Source organism: Streptomyces sp. NBC_01410 (assembly GCF_045040195.1).
Classification (GTDB): Bacteria; Actinomycetota; Actinomycetes; order Streptomycetales; family Streptomycetaceae; genus Streptomyces.
Window position 1 is genome coordinate 416,971 of the sequence record NZ_CP109530.1, and the last position, 13,863, is coordinate 430,833.

The following is a 13,863-nucleotide window of genomic DNA, read 5'->3' on the forward strand; positions in this document are numbered from 1 at the left end:
TGCGAGGCTGCATGGCTGCGATAGCTGCTGCTGCGACGGCAGCGGCAGCGGCCCCGGCGGCGCAGGACCGGACACACAGCGTCAGGTCCGGACCGGACGGACATGGCAAGGGCCGACTCCCGCAACAGGGAAAGCAATGTGAAGGTCCGGCGCCGTTCGACGAGTTGTACCGGGGGCGTCGCATACAGGGCATTCCGGTGGCATCAGGCCACCACCACGAGGACCCCGGCTACCTCGTGCTGGTGGACGGTACCGAACTGCACGTGATGCAGAACGCGGACGGGACATGGGTCAGCATCGTCGACCACTACGAGCTCTTTGCCGGCCCGCGGGCAGCGGCCCGCTCAGCCGTCGACAACCTGGCCGGTGCCGACCTCACACCTCAAGCCTGAATTCTCAGCGCGCAACAGATCCGAGAGGAGCAGCCTCATGGCAGTCCGCAAGAACCAGGCCAGTCTCACCGGTACGGAGAAGCGCACCTTCGTCAACGCGGTGCTGGAGCTCAAACGCCGCGGGAACTACGACTTCTACGTCGAAACGCACAACGAGTTCATCATGAGTGACACGGACCGCGGGCCGCGGGTGGGGCATCGTTCACCGTCGTTCCTCCCGTGGCATCGCAGGTTCCTTCTGCAGTTCGAGACCGCGCTGCAGGAGATAGACCCTTCTGTGACACTGCCCTACTGGGACTGGACGGTGGACCGGGAGATCGGCTCCCCTCTGTGGAGCGCGGACTTTCTCGGCGGCACAGGACGTGCCCGTGACGGCCAGGTCATGAGCGGCCCCTTTGCTCACCTCGCCGGAAGCTGGTCGATCCGCACGGGCGTGGACACGCGCCCCTTCCTGCGGCGCAGGCTCGGCGACGGCGCAGTGTCGCTTCCCACCCGGGCGGACGTCGATTCCGTATTGGCCATCGAGACCTACGACATGCCCCCGTGGAACAGCGCCTCCAGCGGCTTTCGCAACCTCTTGGAAGGTTGGCGCGGTCTGAATCTGCACAACAGGGTGCATGTGTGGGTAGGCGGCCATATGGCCACCGGCGCCTCTCCCAACGATCCCGTCTTCTGGCTCCATCACACGTTCATAGACAAGCTGTGGGCCGACTGGCAGAGGCTGCACCCCGATTCCAGCTACCTGCCGGCCACCGCCACCACCAACGTCGTGGATCTGCACGCAACCATGCGGCCCTGGAACGATGTCACCCCCGCCGACATGCTTGACCACACGGCCTACTACACCTACGACACCGATGGATTGGGCGAAAGGGCCAGCACCGGCCTCACTTCACGCAGCACCTTGCACAGCTGAGACACACCCCGTCCCAAGGCGGATACCGCCGCTTGGCTCTGACCTTGTGGGGGCAGGCACACAAGCATTCCCGCCCAGTCCACACTGGTCTACGTCATCGGCCTGCCGGCGGCTGTGCAAAGCGGCGCAAGGGGCCTGAACCACTCACCCCCCAGGCTCCTCGTGCCGGCCGAAGTCCGCGCAGCCGGCGCGAAGGAGGTCCTTCAGGAGATCTGCAACGCCGAGGACCGCGACCACGCCCTCAAGGTCGTCACGGGAGCTCGGGGCTCCGAACGGCCCATAGCCACCTACGCAGAGAGGTGCAGGGGTAGAGGTCGTCTTCGGGAAACAGAGCTACATAGGCGCCCTCACTCCTCAGGCAACTCAGCGCCTGCATGGCCTCGCGCTCTATGCGTGACAGATCGCAGAGGCGGTGCCTGCCCGTACAAGGTACTGCTCATCGCCTGATTCACCGGCTTTTGTGATCAGGGCTGCGGCAGCGTTGGCCAGGGCGCGGCGGACCGGGAAGCCGGTCGAGGTGGACGCCCTTGGCACGCCGGACACGAAGGTGGTTGCCAACCCGCGTGGCACGTTCACGGCCACGATGTACAACAAGCCGGTCCGGGGCGCGACGGTCGTCTCCATCGCGGCGGCCAGGACCGTGTCGCTGGCCGCCGCTGTGGTTGCGGCCGCAGGCAGCGTGCCGAGTAGTCGGAACAGCCGCCGAGAAGCATCGTCCAGGGCATGGTACGAATGCCCGAAAACGGTGTCCAGCCGGGCCAGGGGATCGTCGTGAACTTCGAGTGCGGCAAGCAGGTCGCCGGTTCCCATCCTTGCGACGAGATCGGCGATCGGAGTCCGTGCGGCCCGGTCGAGCGCGGTGGCGGCGATGCGCAACGCCAGCGGCAACCCGTCGCAGAGGTCGGCCAACCTGACCGCCGCCGCCACCTCGGCAGCCACGAGCCTTTCGCCGGCGGTCTGCGCCAGTAGCCGCACCGCGTTCCCCCGGTCGAGCGGCTGCACGCCGGCCACGCGGCCGCCGTCGTACGCGGTCCGTCCGACTAGGCTGTCCCGGCAGGTCACGAGGGTGCACGAGCTTGGTCCGCCCGGACGTAGCAGGCGCACCTGATCAGCCGACGCGGCACCGTCCAATACCAGCATCACCCGCCGGTCCGCCACCACGGACCGAAACAGCGCGGCGGCCTGCTGTTCGTCCGCGGGTACGTGACTTGCCGGCACGTCAAGCCCGACCAGCAGGTAGGCGAGCGCCGCGCCGGTCGGCAGAGACGCCCCCCCCCCCGGACCATGGCCCCGCAGATCGACATACAACTGGCCATCGAAGAACCGGATTCCGGCCCGATGCGCCCAGTGGATCGCCAGAGCGGTCTTACCGACCCCAGGCCCACCGGTAACGACAACAAGTCCGGAGTCCAAACCGCCCGTCATTGCGTCCAGTTCGGCAAGCTGGCGCCGACGGCCGACGAAGCCGCCCACGCCGGATGGCAGCTGTCGGGGCGTTACCGGTAAGGACAGCGCAGTCGCGGCCATGGCGCCGTCACCGATCCGCCGCTGCGCCGCGTCCGCGGGGGCCGACGTTGCCCGGTCCCGGAACCTCTTGTCCTGGCCCCGGCATCGCGGCGACGGCGGTAGCGATCCGAGCTCTCGTCGCCAACCATGCGGCGACCTCCGGCCCGTCGCCCCGGCACCGGCGTCATCGCCCTCACCACCGACTTCGCGAGCCGTCACGCGAGCGTGCGTGACGACGAGATCACGGACGTCGACGTGCGCGCCGTGGCCGAGTTGGACAAGGTGTCTGCCGGCCAGGCCTGCTGCTGAGCTGGAGATGATCGTGGGGTTCGCGGTGCACTCGCTCCATGTCGGGCACCGCCCGCCTTCCGCTGGCCCGTGGCCGTCGCTCACGGCCGCCACGTCGACGCCACTGTGGAGCAGTTCGAAAGGGTCCGTGAACAGGGCAGGGGGCCCGCTGGTCGGGCGCTCCGTCGCCTCCACTGGAGAATTCCGGATTCGTACTTCACGTCGAGAACCGTCTGCATGTCCAACAGCAGCCCGATCCCATGGGTGTGCGCTATCCGCCGTCTCCTGGGGTCAGTGCGTCGGCGTACAGCGCGAACAGGCGCAGGGTTGGTGTGCGGTCGGCCTGCCGAGTTTGGCGAAGCCGTCTCCAGCAGTCGGCTGTCAGGCGGCGGGCGTGGCTTCCGGGCCAGGGCTTGGGCAGGAGTTCGGGGGGCAGGAGGGGGTCGGGGTCCATCGCAGCGGTGAACTGGGTGGCGAGTTCGACGGCCATGGTCAGCCGCTCGGTGTCCGCCGGCTCGGGCCCCTCGGTGAGCCGGGTGAGGCGGGGTTCGGCGAAGGCGGCGAGTCGTTCGTGCCGGGCGGCGATCTCCTGCAGTGGCCACAGCGCGGCGGCGAGGGCCTGCGGGTCGGTGATGCCGCCGATCCGCAGCTCGGTGGTGGTGAGGCAGGTGAGGGTGTCGGTGACGCCGAGGTGACGGGTCTGGGCTTCGACGAGTTCGGCGATGGGGTTGGCGGTGACGTAGAGGCCGCTTTGGATGGGTGCGGCGCCGAGGTGGAGGAGGTTCTCGCGCAGGGTGTCGCGGGCGGTGCGGCGGGATTCGGGGATGGCGAAGGCGAACAGGTGCCAGGTGCCGTCCCATGGTGCGAGGCCGGCGTCCTGCCGGTAGGCGTGGCGTACGTAGGCGGCGTCTGGTGCCAGGGATCCGGTGACGTCGGCGACGGCGCGGAGGATGGCTTTGCGGCCGCGGCCTTCCTGGGTGAAGCGGCCCTCGGTGACCAGTCGTTTGACGCACAACCTGACCTGCTGGTCAGTCATGCCCAGGATGCCGGCGACGGTGTAGAGCTCGCCGGCATCGACGGTGCCGTCCTCGCGGACGAGGGCGTGGACGAGCAGCCGGGTGGGGATCTCCGGCTTGTCGGCGTGGCCGGGGGTGCTGGTGTTCATCGCGCCTCCTTCGTCCCCAGCGCGTCCGCTCCGGTGACCGGGCGGTGCATGGTCGTGACGGCGCCGAAGCCCAACAGGCCGCGCAGATAGGGGGTCTGCTCGGTGCGCACCGCGGTGAAACCGTGCCGCTCGTACAGCACCTTGGCGCGGGGGTTGACGTCGATGACGTCCAGCCGGATCCGGTGGCAGCCGTTGTCGGCGGCGACGGCCGCGATTTCCCGCAGGAGCAGGCCGCCGATGCCGGTGCCGCGGTGCGCTGCCTCCACGGCGATGCCGTCCATCACGAGTTCGCCCGCGGCAGGTGTCCGCTCGAACAGGGCGAGGACCGCCAGCCTCGGCAGGCCGCGAAACAGGCCGTAGGTCGACAGCACGTTCTTGACGCCGCCGCCGGTCAGTGCGCGGCCGCCCAGCCGGTAGCCGGCCACGCCGACCACCCGTCCGTCGGCAAGCGCGGTGATGCCGCGGTCGTGATGCAGGTGGGCCGCGATGAACTCGCGCCCCACATTGGGCGGATTGAGCGCCGGGGCGAGTTTTCGGCCGAACGCCTCCCAGTAGAGCGCCGCCACCTGCTCCTCGCTGCCTTCGGGTACGCCCCTGCGCACTACCGGCCCGCCGCTTCCCGCCCCGGGAACCTTGCCCACTGTCGCCTCCACGCCAATCCTCCCGCACGAATCCCTTGTGCGATCGAGTGTAGTACGTTCATTCTCGAAACGAGCGTTTTTAATGTGAGCTATTTCAGAGGGGTGAGGCATGTTCCGGAAACGTCGGGCGCCCGGTCGGCGCCGATGGCGGTGGGCGGTCTGGATGCTGGTGGGAGTGCTGGTGGTGGCCGCCGGAGTTGGCGGGGTCGTGGTGTGGCAGAACACCTACGCGCTGCGCGAGGAGAAGGTGTCGCTACGGCACGACGGGAAGCTGCTCGAGGGGGTGCTGGCCCGGCCCGAGACGGGTGACGGGCCGTTCGGCCTCGTGGTCTTCGTCCACGGTGACGGCCCGGTCGACGCGACGCACGAGACGTTCTACCGGCCGTTGTGGGAGTCCTTCGCCCGGGCCGGGTATGCCGCACTGTCGTTCAGCAAGCCGGGTGTCGGTGGCTCGCAGGGCGACTGGCTGGACCAGAGCATGGCGGACCGGGCGGAGGAGACCCTGGCCGCCGTGGCCTGGGCCCGTAGCCGCCCGGACATCGACGGCCGCCGCATCGGCCTGTGGGGTGCCAGCCAGGCCGGCTGGGTCCTGCCCAAAGTTGCCGCAAGGGACCGGAACCTGCAGTTCGTCATCGCCGTCTCCCCGGCAGTCAACTGGCTGCAGCAGGGCCGCCACAACCTCCTGGCCGAACTGCGCCGGGACGGCGCCACCGCCGAAACGAGGGACGCGGCGCTGCGCAGGCGGGAGACGACCCTGGACCTGTTGCACCGGAAGGCCTCCTTCGCCGAGTACCGCGCCGCGGCCGGCGGCACAGGGGAGGACATGACGGCTGCGCGATGGTCGTTCATCGCCAAGAACTACCGGTCGGATGCGACCGCGGACCTGCGCTCCATGCGCGGCACGCCGGTCCTGCTGGTACTGGCCGGCCACGACGTCAACGTTGACGTCGCCGACACCGAGGCCGTCTACCGCAGGCTCCTGCCGGCCGCGTCCCTGAAGGTCGCGCACTACCCCGGCGCCTCCCATTCCCTGGTGGACCACGATCTGGAGCGCTCGCAGTGGCGCCTGACGCTGACCGCCGTCCTCGCACCCAGGAAGCTGTACGCCTCCGGGTTCCTCGAGGACCAATCCCGGTTCGTTCAGCAGTTGAACACCGGACAGGGGACGGTATGACCAGCACCACTGGCACGACTCCGCCGGTTGCCGCCCGGGACTCGGCAGTTGAGCGCCTGGCCGCGGTCGACGCGCTGCGTGGCTTCGCCCTGTTCGGCATCCTGATGGTGAACATCACCTACCTGGCCTCCGCCTACCACGGCACCGGCGTGGAGGATCCCGGCTTCAACGGCCCGCTCGACGGCGGGGTCCGCGCGCTGGTGGCGACGTTCTTCGAGGCCAAGTTCTTCCTGCTGTTCTCGTTCCTGTTCGGCTACAGCTTCACCCTGCAGCTCGCCTCCGCGAAACGCACTCAGGCGCGGTTCGCACCGCGGTTCCGCCGGCGTCTGGCCGGGCTGTTCGTCCTGGGGGTGGCGCACGCCGTGGTGCTGTTCCCCGGCGACATCCTCACCACCTACGCCGTCCTCGGCCTGATCCTGCTGGCCCTCCACCGCATCCGGCCTCGCACCGCCGTGTGCACCGCCATGGTGCTGTTCACCGTCACGGCGGCCGCGTACCTACTCTTCGCCCTCTCCCTGTGGCCGGACGGCGGCGGGGTGAACGAAGTGTCGGCGGCGGCTGACGCCGCGCGGGCCACCGACGCTCTGAGGGGCGATGCCGCCTCGGTCATCGCAGCTCACCTGGCTCAGCTGCCGGACGTCGTGTTCCTGCTGGTGTTCTTCCAGGCGCCGGCGGCGCTGGCCGCGTTCCTCCTCGGCCTCGCCGCAGGCAAGCACCAGGCCCTGGCCGACATCACGCGTCACGGCCGCCTTCTGAGGCGCCTGAAGATCTGGGGCTTTTCCGTGGGGCTCTGCGGCGGCTTGGTATACGCCCACGCGAGCCTCGCTCATCCAGCAACCACCTACGAGGTCCTCGCGTTGGGCATCGACGTGATCACGGCGCCGCTGCTCGCTGCCGCGTACGCGGCCACCGTCCTGCGCCTCGCAAACGGCCGCCGCGCCCGGACCGTGATCGCCGTACTCGCACCAGCGGGGCGGATGACGCTGACCAACTACCTGACCCAGTCGCTGGTGTGCGCCCTTCTGTTCACCGGCTACGGAGCGGGATTCGTCGGCCGTGTCCCGCCCGCAGGCATCGCGGTGATCGCGCTGGTGCTGTTCGCCGTCCAGGCGGTGGCCAGCCGCTGGTGGCTCAACCGCCACCTGTACGGGCCGGCCGAGTGGGGGCTGCGGGCATGGACAACTCTCTCCTGGCCCAAAGAGAAGGCCAGGGCATGGTGAACAGCTGCGGCAACACTGCCCGAGTTCGTCGGCCCCCTTCCCGCGCAGACGCAGGGACCGGTAGGCGCTGCCACCTGCGCGATGCCTCGCCGTTCGCTACGAGGCGACCGTGCTCGTCTCGGTCCTCAACGAATGGCTCTGACCGGCATGGTGACCGTGTTCATCCACCGCCTCGTAGCCGGGGACAGAGGGCCAGCGGACCGTCAGCACAACGGGCTCTTCCTCCGCGAACCAGGAATGGTCGACACCCCGGCCCCACACGACGTAGTGACCCTGCGGGCCAGGAGGACACCGCGCCCGGGCAGTTCCACCCGGAAGGGGCACGAAGGCCAGGGGTCGGCAATTGCCGTCGGCGGCGAGGTGGAACTTCGTGGTCAGTTCGCCGCGGGACCGGCCGACAGCGTGGCCTGCCGGTTCGCCGGCTGGAGCGCCCTTTTTTTGCGGGCTCCGGCCGCGTGCTGGTGCGCCCGGACGACGGTGGAATCGACGGACACCACCCAGTTCAGGTCTTCGTCAGCATCGGCCTGAGCCAGCAGGGCGGTGAACACCCGCTCCCAGGTACCGTCTCGCCCAGTTCCGCAGACGGCTGTAGGCGCCCTTCCACGAGCCGAACTCCGCGGGCAGGTCCATCCACGGTGATCCGGTCCAGTACTTCTAGGTAATCGCGTCGATCCCAACCCGCCCCAAACAATGACAGACCGCCTCCGCGGCAACGCCTCGGAACCCCGCCATCGACTTGTCGAGCACTCCTCCCACCGAACCGTAGAGGCTGCACCGGAAGGAGTGACTTGCCCTGCGACGCAGGGCGAACCCCACAAGGAACGAGAGCTCGATGAGCCCGCCAAGGACCACCGCTGCCACCGGGCTGTAGACGAAGGAGACGAAGCAGGCGACGCCAGCCCAGACCAAGACCGGCAAGAGAGAGCCACGCAGAACCGTTCAGAACGTGTTCCGCACCGCCCCGGGCAGCAGCACACGTTCATGCCACACCTCGATGTGGTTCCTGGTCACGCAGTGCTCGAGACGCATGCAGCCATCAGATCACCACCGGTACCTGGCGGACATGGTGATCCGTGAGAAACCGCCTGGCCGTCATTCTCCAAGTAGCCGCCCTCGCTGGGCACGCGGGAGGTGTCTGCGTGTACTCGTACGCGGACACCGTCCTCGCCCGGCATGCTCTGCAGCTGTGATGTCCATCGGCACGCCGACCGGGATTGCTTATCAAACGGGTCGACCCGTATCGTAAATCGGCATGAGCTCCTTTCCGTCCTCCAGAGGACGTCCCAGGGATCCCCGCTCGCACGAGGCGATCGTCAGCGCGGCCACAGAGCTGGTGATCGAGGTCGGCTACGCCGCGACATCGATCGGGGCGGTGGCTGCCCGTGCCGGTGTCGGCAAGGACACGGTCTACCGGCGGTGGCGGGGCAAGCCGGAGCTGGTCTTCGAGGCCGTGTTCACGACCACCGACCATGCTCCGGTCCCAGACACCGGAACGCTGGCCGGGGACCTGACCGCACTGCTGCGGGGCCTGGTCGACGAGTTCCACGCACCTGCCGCCGCAGCGGCGCTCCCGGGGCTGCTCGCCGACTTCGCCGCCGATCCGGTGCTGAAGGCACGCATCCGCAGCGACTTCCTGGCCCCGTCGAAGGAGCGGCTGCTGATCGTCTTCGAGCGCGCCGTGATGCGCGGGGAGATCGCAGCCGACACGCCCGTGGATCTGGCCCTGGACACGCTGGCAGGAGCCGTGTTCTTCCACGTCGGCCTGGTCGGGGAACACCCCGACCCTCAGCTGGCCGGCCGGCTGGCTGCTGTCATAGCCAAAGGAATCGAGATCCGATGAACGGCTGGCTTCTCGCAGCGGGCATCACCGCGTTCGGTGTCGCCGCAGTGCACATCGTCGGCGGGCACCGGGATGTGGTCCGCCCGCTGCTGTCCTGCGGACTCGCAGACGAACCTAAACGCGTCCTTCACGCCGTGTGGCACATGGTGAGCGTCGACCTGGTGCTCTCCGCAGCCGCCTTGGTCTACCTCGCGCTGGCGGACGATACGTCAGCGACCGGCCTGGTGGCCTGGTTCGTGGCTGCGCACTTCGTCGCGTACGCAGTCGCTTTCCTGGTCGTCACGCTGTCGGTCGGCTGGCCGAAGCCACTGCTCCGGCTGCCGCAGTGGATTCTGCTCCTGCCGGTCGCGGTCCTGACAGTGGCGGGCGCCGCGTAGCGACAGCCCCGGAGAGATACAGCAGCGGTGCCCGCGGAGCTGATCCGCGCGCCGGTCCCAAGGCGGCGGTCATTGGTACGGAGCCCCGCCCGGTGGGCTGGGGGCTCCGTGGAACTCGCGGATGAACTCGGCCAGGGCGGCGAAGATGTGGAAGACGACCCCGGCCCCGACAACGGCCCCCGGACAGGAGAAACAACCCATGACCGGCACCGACAACACACAGGCCCGGCAGATCGCCGACCTGCTATCGCTCCGTACCCTTGCTGTTGCGGCTTGCCGAGAGTCGGCTCACCCGGTCGGGCAACGACCCCGTCGACGTGGCCACGGGCAAGATGCTGCTGCCGCAGACCGACCTGACGCTGCCCGGGGTGCTGCCCTTGGCACTGCGCCGTACGCATGTCCCGACCTACCGCTTCGGCCACTGGTTCGGCCGCAGTTGGGCCTCCACCCTGGATGAGCGGATCGAGCTCGACGGGGTGGGCAGTGCGATATGGGCACGCGAGGACGGTTCCTTGCTGGTCTACCCCCGCCTGCCCCGGTCCGACGGGGAACAAGTGTTGCCCTGGAGGGCGACCAGCTCCCGCTCGTCCACGGTGGCGTGCACGGCGAGGAGACCGCCTACGAGATCCACGATCCGCACAACGGCCGCGTCCGCTTCTTCACCGGCAGCCCCTACCGCACGTCCCCCGCCTACTGGCTCTCGGACATCGAAGACCGCCACGGCAACCAGATCACCTTCTCCCGCCGTCCCGACGGGACACCCCTCGCAGTCACACACTCGGGTGGCTACGTCGTGCAGCTCACCGCGGACGCCTCGCGCGTCACGGGGCTGGCCGTCCGCGGCCCGGAAGGGCCGGCTGCGCACCCGGACAGCCGGCGACGGCACGCCGCATCGGCGCAGAACAGCCTTGGAGGACTTGCATGACCCGCACCACGCCACCGCGCCCTGTCGACATCGAGGCGGTCTTCCCCGCACTCGCCGCCCACCGGCGGACCGCGACACGGCTGCACCCGCGCCCTGGTGCACCCAAGACGGAGGAGAGTTCGCTCGCCGGGCCGCTGCTGTGGCCGGCCCACGAACCGTGGCCGGTCTGCACCGCGGTCCACTCCAAGGGCACGGGCCACCTCCTGTCCGACGTGCACCTGCGGCGGCGCATCCACGACGAGGCGCGAGGACGGGACTACACCGACGAGGAGCAGCTGCTCCTGGAGGGCATGACGTCCGGACTCCACGTCCCGGATCTGGGCGACGCCGACCCGTTGCCGCTTCTGGCCGTGGCCCAGCTCTACACACGCGACGTGCCGGACCTCGTCGGGCCCGACGAATGCGACCTGCTCCAGGTGTTCTGGTGCCCCTTCGAGGTACACGGCCCGGACCGCACGATCGACGTGGTCCTCAAGTGGCGGCGTGCGGAGGATGTCGGCACCGTATTGACACCGCAGCCCGAACCGACGGTTGCCGGCCGCGAGGAGTGCGTCCCGACCACGTGCGTCCTCCACCCGGAGCAGGTCGTGGAGCACGAGTACCTCAGCCTGCTCAGTGAGGACCTCCAGGAGAGGATCGCCGAGTGGGAAGAGGGCCTCCTCGACGAGGAAGACGCCGAGGAAGCCTACGACTCCTCAGCCCCGGCGAGCTACGCCACATACGAGGAGTACGAAGCGGCCATGGCCGCCGCCCGCACCGAGGAACCGGACGAGATCGACTACATGAGCGATCTCTCCATCGCCCCCGGCTGGAAAGTCGGCGGCTACGCCTCCTGGCACCTGACCGACCCCGCCCCCGTCGACTGCCCCCAGTGCGGGACCCCGATGCCGCCGCTGCTCACCGTCGACAAATGGGAGTGCGACGGCGGCTCACGGAGCTGGCTGCCTATCGAGGAGGACGCGGACAATGACCCGGGAGTCATCGATCCCGTCGGTGTCTATCTCTGCCGCGGCCAGATGCGCGTCCACACCTGCCCGACCGACCCAACCCACCCACACCGTCTCAGCTTCCAGTGAGCCCCCATCAGGCCGCATGGCAGCAAGCGGACCCTCGCTGCCGGCCAGAAAAGTAGAGGTCGCCCGCACCCCGGTCCGCTCGAACGTCCTGCGCGACCACCACCGCGGGTACTCCCTTCCCCAAGACCCTGCATGCCCAACACCAACAGCAGCGCCCAGCCTCGACCACAGGCCGCCCGCGAGCGTTGGCCCCCTTCTCCCCGTCCGGGAAGCACTGCACGGGAGTCCGGGAACAATCTGAGCAGCGGCCGTCGGCCGAGAGAGAGGGCCAGGGGGTAGCGGCACCGTTTCGGTCTGCCCGGTTAGCCAGATGTGCTTCCGGCCCCCTCGTCGCCTGGGCTTCGAAGGGGCCGGAGTTGGTAGCGGGGGCAGGATTTGAACCATGCGACCTCTGGGTTATGAGCCCAGCGAGCTACCGAGCTGCTCCACCCCGCGTCGGTGGGACCACTGTACGTCAACGCCGACCCGCGCGACGGTGAATTTCCCGGCACATCGCCGCACCCTGTTCACCGAGCGCATCGCAGTTCCCTCGTGTCGTGGACCTCAAAACTTCCTTAACTCCTCCAAGGCCAGGCGCAGCACGGCCGCCGTGCGCGCCGCGAGCACCACGTAGCTGTCTTCGTCGTCGTCCCAGTCCTCGCCGTCCTCGCTCCACGGCTCCGATCCCGCGTAGCGGGCGCGCGAGCTGAGGCGGTCACGCACATGTTGGGCAGCCTTTTCGGGAGCGGCGAGCGCGGTGTCGATGATCCGCAGCGCGATGTCCTCTCGATTCGTTCGCCCTTCGCCAGCGGTTACGTACGGGTGCAGCGGCCGGTCGGGCTGCTCACCGGGGGAAGGCACTGGAGGTCGTAGTCGGCGGAACTGGTGCTCAGATAGCGGCCGAGGCAGTCTTTGGGCGACGTACGGCCGTGCTGAGCACAGAAGTTCAGCGCGGCGCGGCCGTCGGTGAACGGGCCGGGAACGTAGATCACCCAGAAGCCGGGCCGCAGCGAGGCGAAGTCGTCGGTGCGGAGAACGACAGCCTGGGGGATGGATTGCCGGATCTTCTTGAGACGTTGCCCCCGCACGCCGGTGCCCGATGCGACGGGCTCGGTGAAGAGCTGTGCGATCCACTTGCCGGAGGCGGTCGGCGGCTCGCTCGGCGTGGGTGTGGGGCTCGGACGTGTCGTCGGCGTGGCCGGACTTGATGCCGTACTGCCGGACGGGCCCCCGCTGCCGCCCGCTTCGTCCTTGCCCGAGCCGCGCGTCGCGAGCACAACGGCGGTCGCGGCGACGACCGCGACGGCCACGGCGAGCACGGCGAGGAGCAGGGGCGTCCGGTTCCGCCGCTGGGCGGGCGGCTGGGGGGTGGTGGGGCCGCGGGAGTCGGAGCTGCCCGGCCCGCCGGCCAGAGGAGCAGCGCGGTGCGTCGGATCGTGCGCGCCGGGCGGCCCGCCCAGTGGCAGCGGGACCGCCTCCGCAGGCAATCCGCCCGGTCCCTTCGTCATCGTCAGCGGGTCCCACTCCGGCGTCGTGCCCGACTCCACCTGCGCCAGCATCGCGTCCAGCCGCGCCGCATCGGGCCGCGCTGCCGCGTCCCGTACCAACAGGGCCTGAAGCACCGGAGCCAGCGGACCCGAGCGGACCGGCGGCGGTACTGGGTCGTCGAGGACCGCGGCCAGGGTGGCGTACGTGGTGGAGCGGCGCAGTGGGCTGACGCCCTCCGCGCACACGTACAGGACGAGTCCCAGGGACCACAGGTCGCACGCGGGGTCGTCGTTGCGGCCACGGACCCGCTCGGGGGCCATGAACTCCGGCGAGCCGACCAATTCACCCGTGAGGGTCACAGAGGACGAGCCCTGGAGCGCCGCGATCCCGAAATCGGTGAGCACCGCACTGCCGTCGGGCCGCAGCAGCACATTCGCGGGCTTCACGTCGCGATGCTGAATGCCCGCCGCGTTCGCGGCACGCAGCGCCGACAGTACTTGTCGGCCGATGCGCGCCGACTCGGCAGGAGCCAATGGGCCCCGGGTGAGCCATTCCTGGAGCGAGTCGCCCGGCACCAGCTCCATCACGATCCACGGATGCGGGTCGGCGTCCACGATCTGATGGATCGTCACCACATGGGGATGGCTGAGCCGCGCGAGTGCCCGCGCCTCGCGCAGCACCCGCTCCCGTATGGCATCCGACGCTTCCCGGTCGGGTCTGACCGCCTTGAGGGCGACTTCGCGGTGGAGCACAGTGTCGCGAGCCCGCCACACCGTGCCCATGCCTCCGCTGCCGAGCCGCTCGATCAGCTCGAACCGCCCGTCGATCACATCCCCCGGCATTTGCATGGCGACAGGCTAGAGGACGAGGCCGGGG

Annotated in this window: 14 protein-coding genes, 1 tRNA gene and 3 pseudogenes; 10 read left to right on the top strand and 8 right to left on the bottom strand. The window is 69.3% G+C overall.

Annotated features, from left to right (window positions below; translation table 11 throughout):
• The first annotated feature begins 11 nt into the window (after positions 1-11).
• On the top strand, positions 12-392 hold the full coding sequence (locus tag OG741_RS01965; RefSeq protein WP_405594444.1) for a tyrosinase cofactor: 381 nt from the start codon (positions 12-14) through the stop codon (positions 390-392).
• 37 nt (positions 393-429) lie between these two features.
• Positions 430-1,308 carry a tyrosinase family protein gene (locus OG741_RS01970; protein WP_405594446.1) on the top strand — a complete coding sequence of 293 codons (879 nt, stop codon included), beginning with the start codon at positions 430-432 and terminating at the stop codon, positions 1,306-1,308.
• 387 nt (positions 1,309-1,695) lie between these two features.
• Here the strand turns inward: OG741_RS01970 and OG741_RS01975 are convergent, their stop codons facing one another.
• The gene (locus tag OG741_RS01975; protein ID WP_405594448.1) at positions 1,696-2,781 is read right to left on the bottom strand and encodes an NB-ARC domain-containing protein; all 1,086 of its coding nucleotides are present in this window, start codon (positions 2,779-2,781) and stop codon (positions 1,696-1,698) included.
• Between the two features lie 180 nt (positions 2,782-2,961).
• Between OG741_RS01975 and OG741_RS01980 the strand changes: the two genes are divergently transcribed.
• Positions 2,962-3,123 carry a hypothetical protein gene (locus OG741_RS01980; RefSeq protein WP_405594450.1) on the top strand — a complete coding sequence of 54 codons (162 nt, stop codon included), beginning with the start codon at positions 2,962-2,964 and terminating at the stop codon, positions 3,121-3,123.
• Positions 3,124-3,373: 250 nt separating this feature from the next.
• On the opposite strand, the gene OG741_RS01985 is transcribed toward OG741_RS01980, so the two are convergent.
• Together OG741_RS01985 and OG741_RS01990 are read right to left on the bottom strand one after the other, a co-directional pair.
• Positions 3,374-4,267, bottom strand: a complete 894-nt coding sequence (locus OG741_RS01985; RefSeq protein WP_405594452.1) for a PaaX family transcriptional regulator C-terminal domain-containing protein — start codon at positions 4,265-4,267, stop codon at positions 3,374-3,376.
• Entirely contained in the window at positions 4,264-4,920 is a 657-nt protein-coding gene (locus OG741_RS01990) for a GNAT family N-acetyltransferase (RefSeq protein WP_405594455.1), read from the bottom strand. The genes OG741_RS01985 and OG741_RS01990 overlap by 4 nt, the downstream gene beginning before the upstream one ends.
• Positions 4,921-5,017: 97 nt before the next feature.
• On the opposite strand from OG741_RS01990, the gene OG741_RS01995 reads away from it, so the two are divergent.
• Positions 5,018-6,082: an alpha/beta hydrolase family protein gene (locus OG741_RS01995; protein ID WP_405594457.1), complete on the top strand. Its 1,065-nt coding sequence runs from the start codon at positions 5,018-5,020 to the stop codon at positions 6,080-6,082.
• Positions 6,079-7,302 carry a DUF418 domain-containing protein gene (locus OG741_RS02000; RefSeq protein WP_405594459.1) on the top strand — a complete coding sequence of 408 codons (1,224 nt, stop codon included), beginning with the start codon at positions 6,079-6,081 and terminating at the stop codon, positions 7,300-7,302. The genes OG741_RS01995 and OG741_RS02000 overlap by 4 nt, the downstream gene beginning before the upstream one ends.
• Positions 7,303-7,398: 96 nt before the next feature.
• On the opposite strand, the pseudogene OG741_RS02005 reads toward OG741_RS02000, so the two are convergent.
• Both OG741_RS02005 and OG741_RS02010 read right to left on the bottom strand, forming a co-directional pair.
• Positions 7,399-7,619 (bottom strand): annotated as a pseudogene (locus tag OG741_RS02005) (hypothetical protein); the annotation flags it as partial.
• 10 nt (positions 7,620-7,629) lie between these two features.
• Positions 7,630-7,956, bottom strand: a pseudogene (locus tag OG741_RS02010) (transposase); the annotation flags it as partial.
• A gap of 598 nt (positions 7,957-8,554) precedes the next feature.
• Here OG741_RS02010 and OG741_RS02015 point away from each other — a divergent pair.
• From OG741_RS02015 to OG741_RS02035, 5 genes and pseudogenes are all read left to right on the top strand, one after another.
• Positions 8,555-9,142 carry a TetR/AcrR family transcriptional regulator gene (locus tag OG741_RS02015; protein ID WP_405594461.1) on the top strand — a complete coding sequence of 196 codons (588 nt, stop codon included), beginning with the start codon at positions 8,555-8,557 and terminating at the stop codon, positions 9,140-9,142.
• Positions 9,139-9,519 (top strand): hypothetical protein, encoded by a 381-nt coding sequence (locus OG741_RS02020; protein ID WP_405594463.1) that lies wholly within the window; start codon positions 9,139-9,141, stop codon positions 9,517-9,519. Before OG741_RS02015 ends, OG741_RS02020 begins: the two co-directional genes overlap by 4 nt.
• A gap of 332 nt (positions 9,520-9,851) precedes the next feature.
• Positions 9,852-9,983: pseudogene (locus OG741_RS02025) on the top strand (DUF6531 domain-containing protein); the annotation flags it as partial.
• A gap of 134 nt (positions 9,984-10,117) precedes the next feature.
• Complete coding sequence (locus OG741_RS02030; RefSeq protein WP_405594465.1) at positions 10,118-10,444, top strand: hypothetical protein; 327 nt, start codon at positions 10,118-10,120, stop codon at positions 10,442-10,444.
• Positions 10,441-11,520, top strand: coding sequence for a hypothetical protein (locus OG741_RS02035; protein ID WP_405594467.1), 1,080 nt, complete (start codon positions 10,441-10,443; stop codon positions 11,518-11,520). Before OG741_RS02030 ends, OG741_RS02035 begins: the two co-directional genes overlap by 4 nt.
• A gap of 357 nt (positions 11,521-11,877) precedes the next feature.
• Here the strand turns inward: OG741_RS02035 and OG741_RS02040 are convergent.
• From OG741_RS02040 to OG741_RS02050, 3 genes are all read right to left on the bottom strand, one after another.
• A tRNA-Met gene (locus OG741_RS02040) sits at positions 11,878-11,955 on the bottom strand.
• Between the two features lie 108 nt (positions 11,956-12,063).
• A complete protein-coding gene (locus tag OG741_RS02045) occupies positions 12,064-12,360 on the bottom strand; it encodes a hypothetical protein (protein WP_405594469.1) in 297 nt (98 codons plus the stop codon).
• Entirely contained in the window at positions 12,312-13,835 is a 1,524-nt protein-coding gene (locus tag OG741_RS02050; protein ID WP_405594471.1) for a serine/threonine-protein kinase, read from the bottom strand. The genes OG741_RS02045 and OG741_RS02050 overlap by 49 nt, the downstream gene beginning before the upstream one ends.
• Between the last annotated feature and the right edge of the window lie 28 nt (positions 13,836-13,863).

Excerpts from the sequence above, each read along its gene's own strand:
- OG741_RS01965 (WP_405594444.1), top strand. The coding sequence starts at position 12 with ATGGCTGCGATAGCTGCTGCTGCGACGGCAGCGGCAGCGGCCCCGGCG.
- OG741_RS01970 (WP_405594446.1), top strand. The coding sequence starts at position 430 with ATGGCAGTCCGCAAGAACCAGGCCAGTCTCACCGGTACGGAGAAGCGC.
- OG741_RS01980 (WP_405594450.1), top strand. The coding sequence starts at position 2,962 with ATGCGGCGACCTCCGGCCCGTCGCCCCGGCACCGGCGTCATCGCCCTC.
- OG741_RS01985 (WP_405594452.1), bottom strand. The coding sequence starts at position 4,267 with ATGAACACCAGCACCCCCGGCCACGCCGACAAGCCGGAGATCCCCACC.
- OG741_RS01995 (WP_405594457.1), top strand. The coding sequence starts at position 5,018 with ATGTTCCGGAAACGTCGGGCGCCCGGTCGGCGCCGATGGCGGTGGGCG.
- OG741_RS02000 (WP_405594459.1), top strand. The coding sequence starts at position 6,079 with ATGACCAGCACCACTGGCACGACTCCGCCGGTTGCCGCCCGGGACTCG.
- OG741_RS02015 (WP_405594461.1), top strand. The coding sequence starts at position 8,555 with ATGAGCTCCTTTCCGTCCTCCAGAGGACGTCCCAGGGATCCCCGCTCG.
- OG741_RS02020 (WP_405594463.1), top strand. The coding sequence starts at position 9,139 with ATGAACGGCTGGCTTCTCGCAGCGGGCATCACCGCGTTCGGTGTCGCC.
- OG741_RS02035 (WP_405594467.1), top strand. The coding sequence starts at position 10,441 with ATGACCCGCACCACGCCACCGCGCCCTGTCGACATCGAGGCGGTCTTC.
- OG741_RS02050 (WP_405594471.1), bottom strand. The coding sequence starts at position 13,835 with ATGCAAATGCCGGGGGATGTGATCGACGGGCGGTTCGAGCTGATCGAG.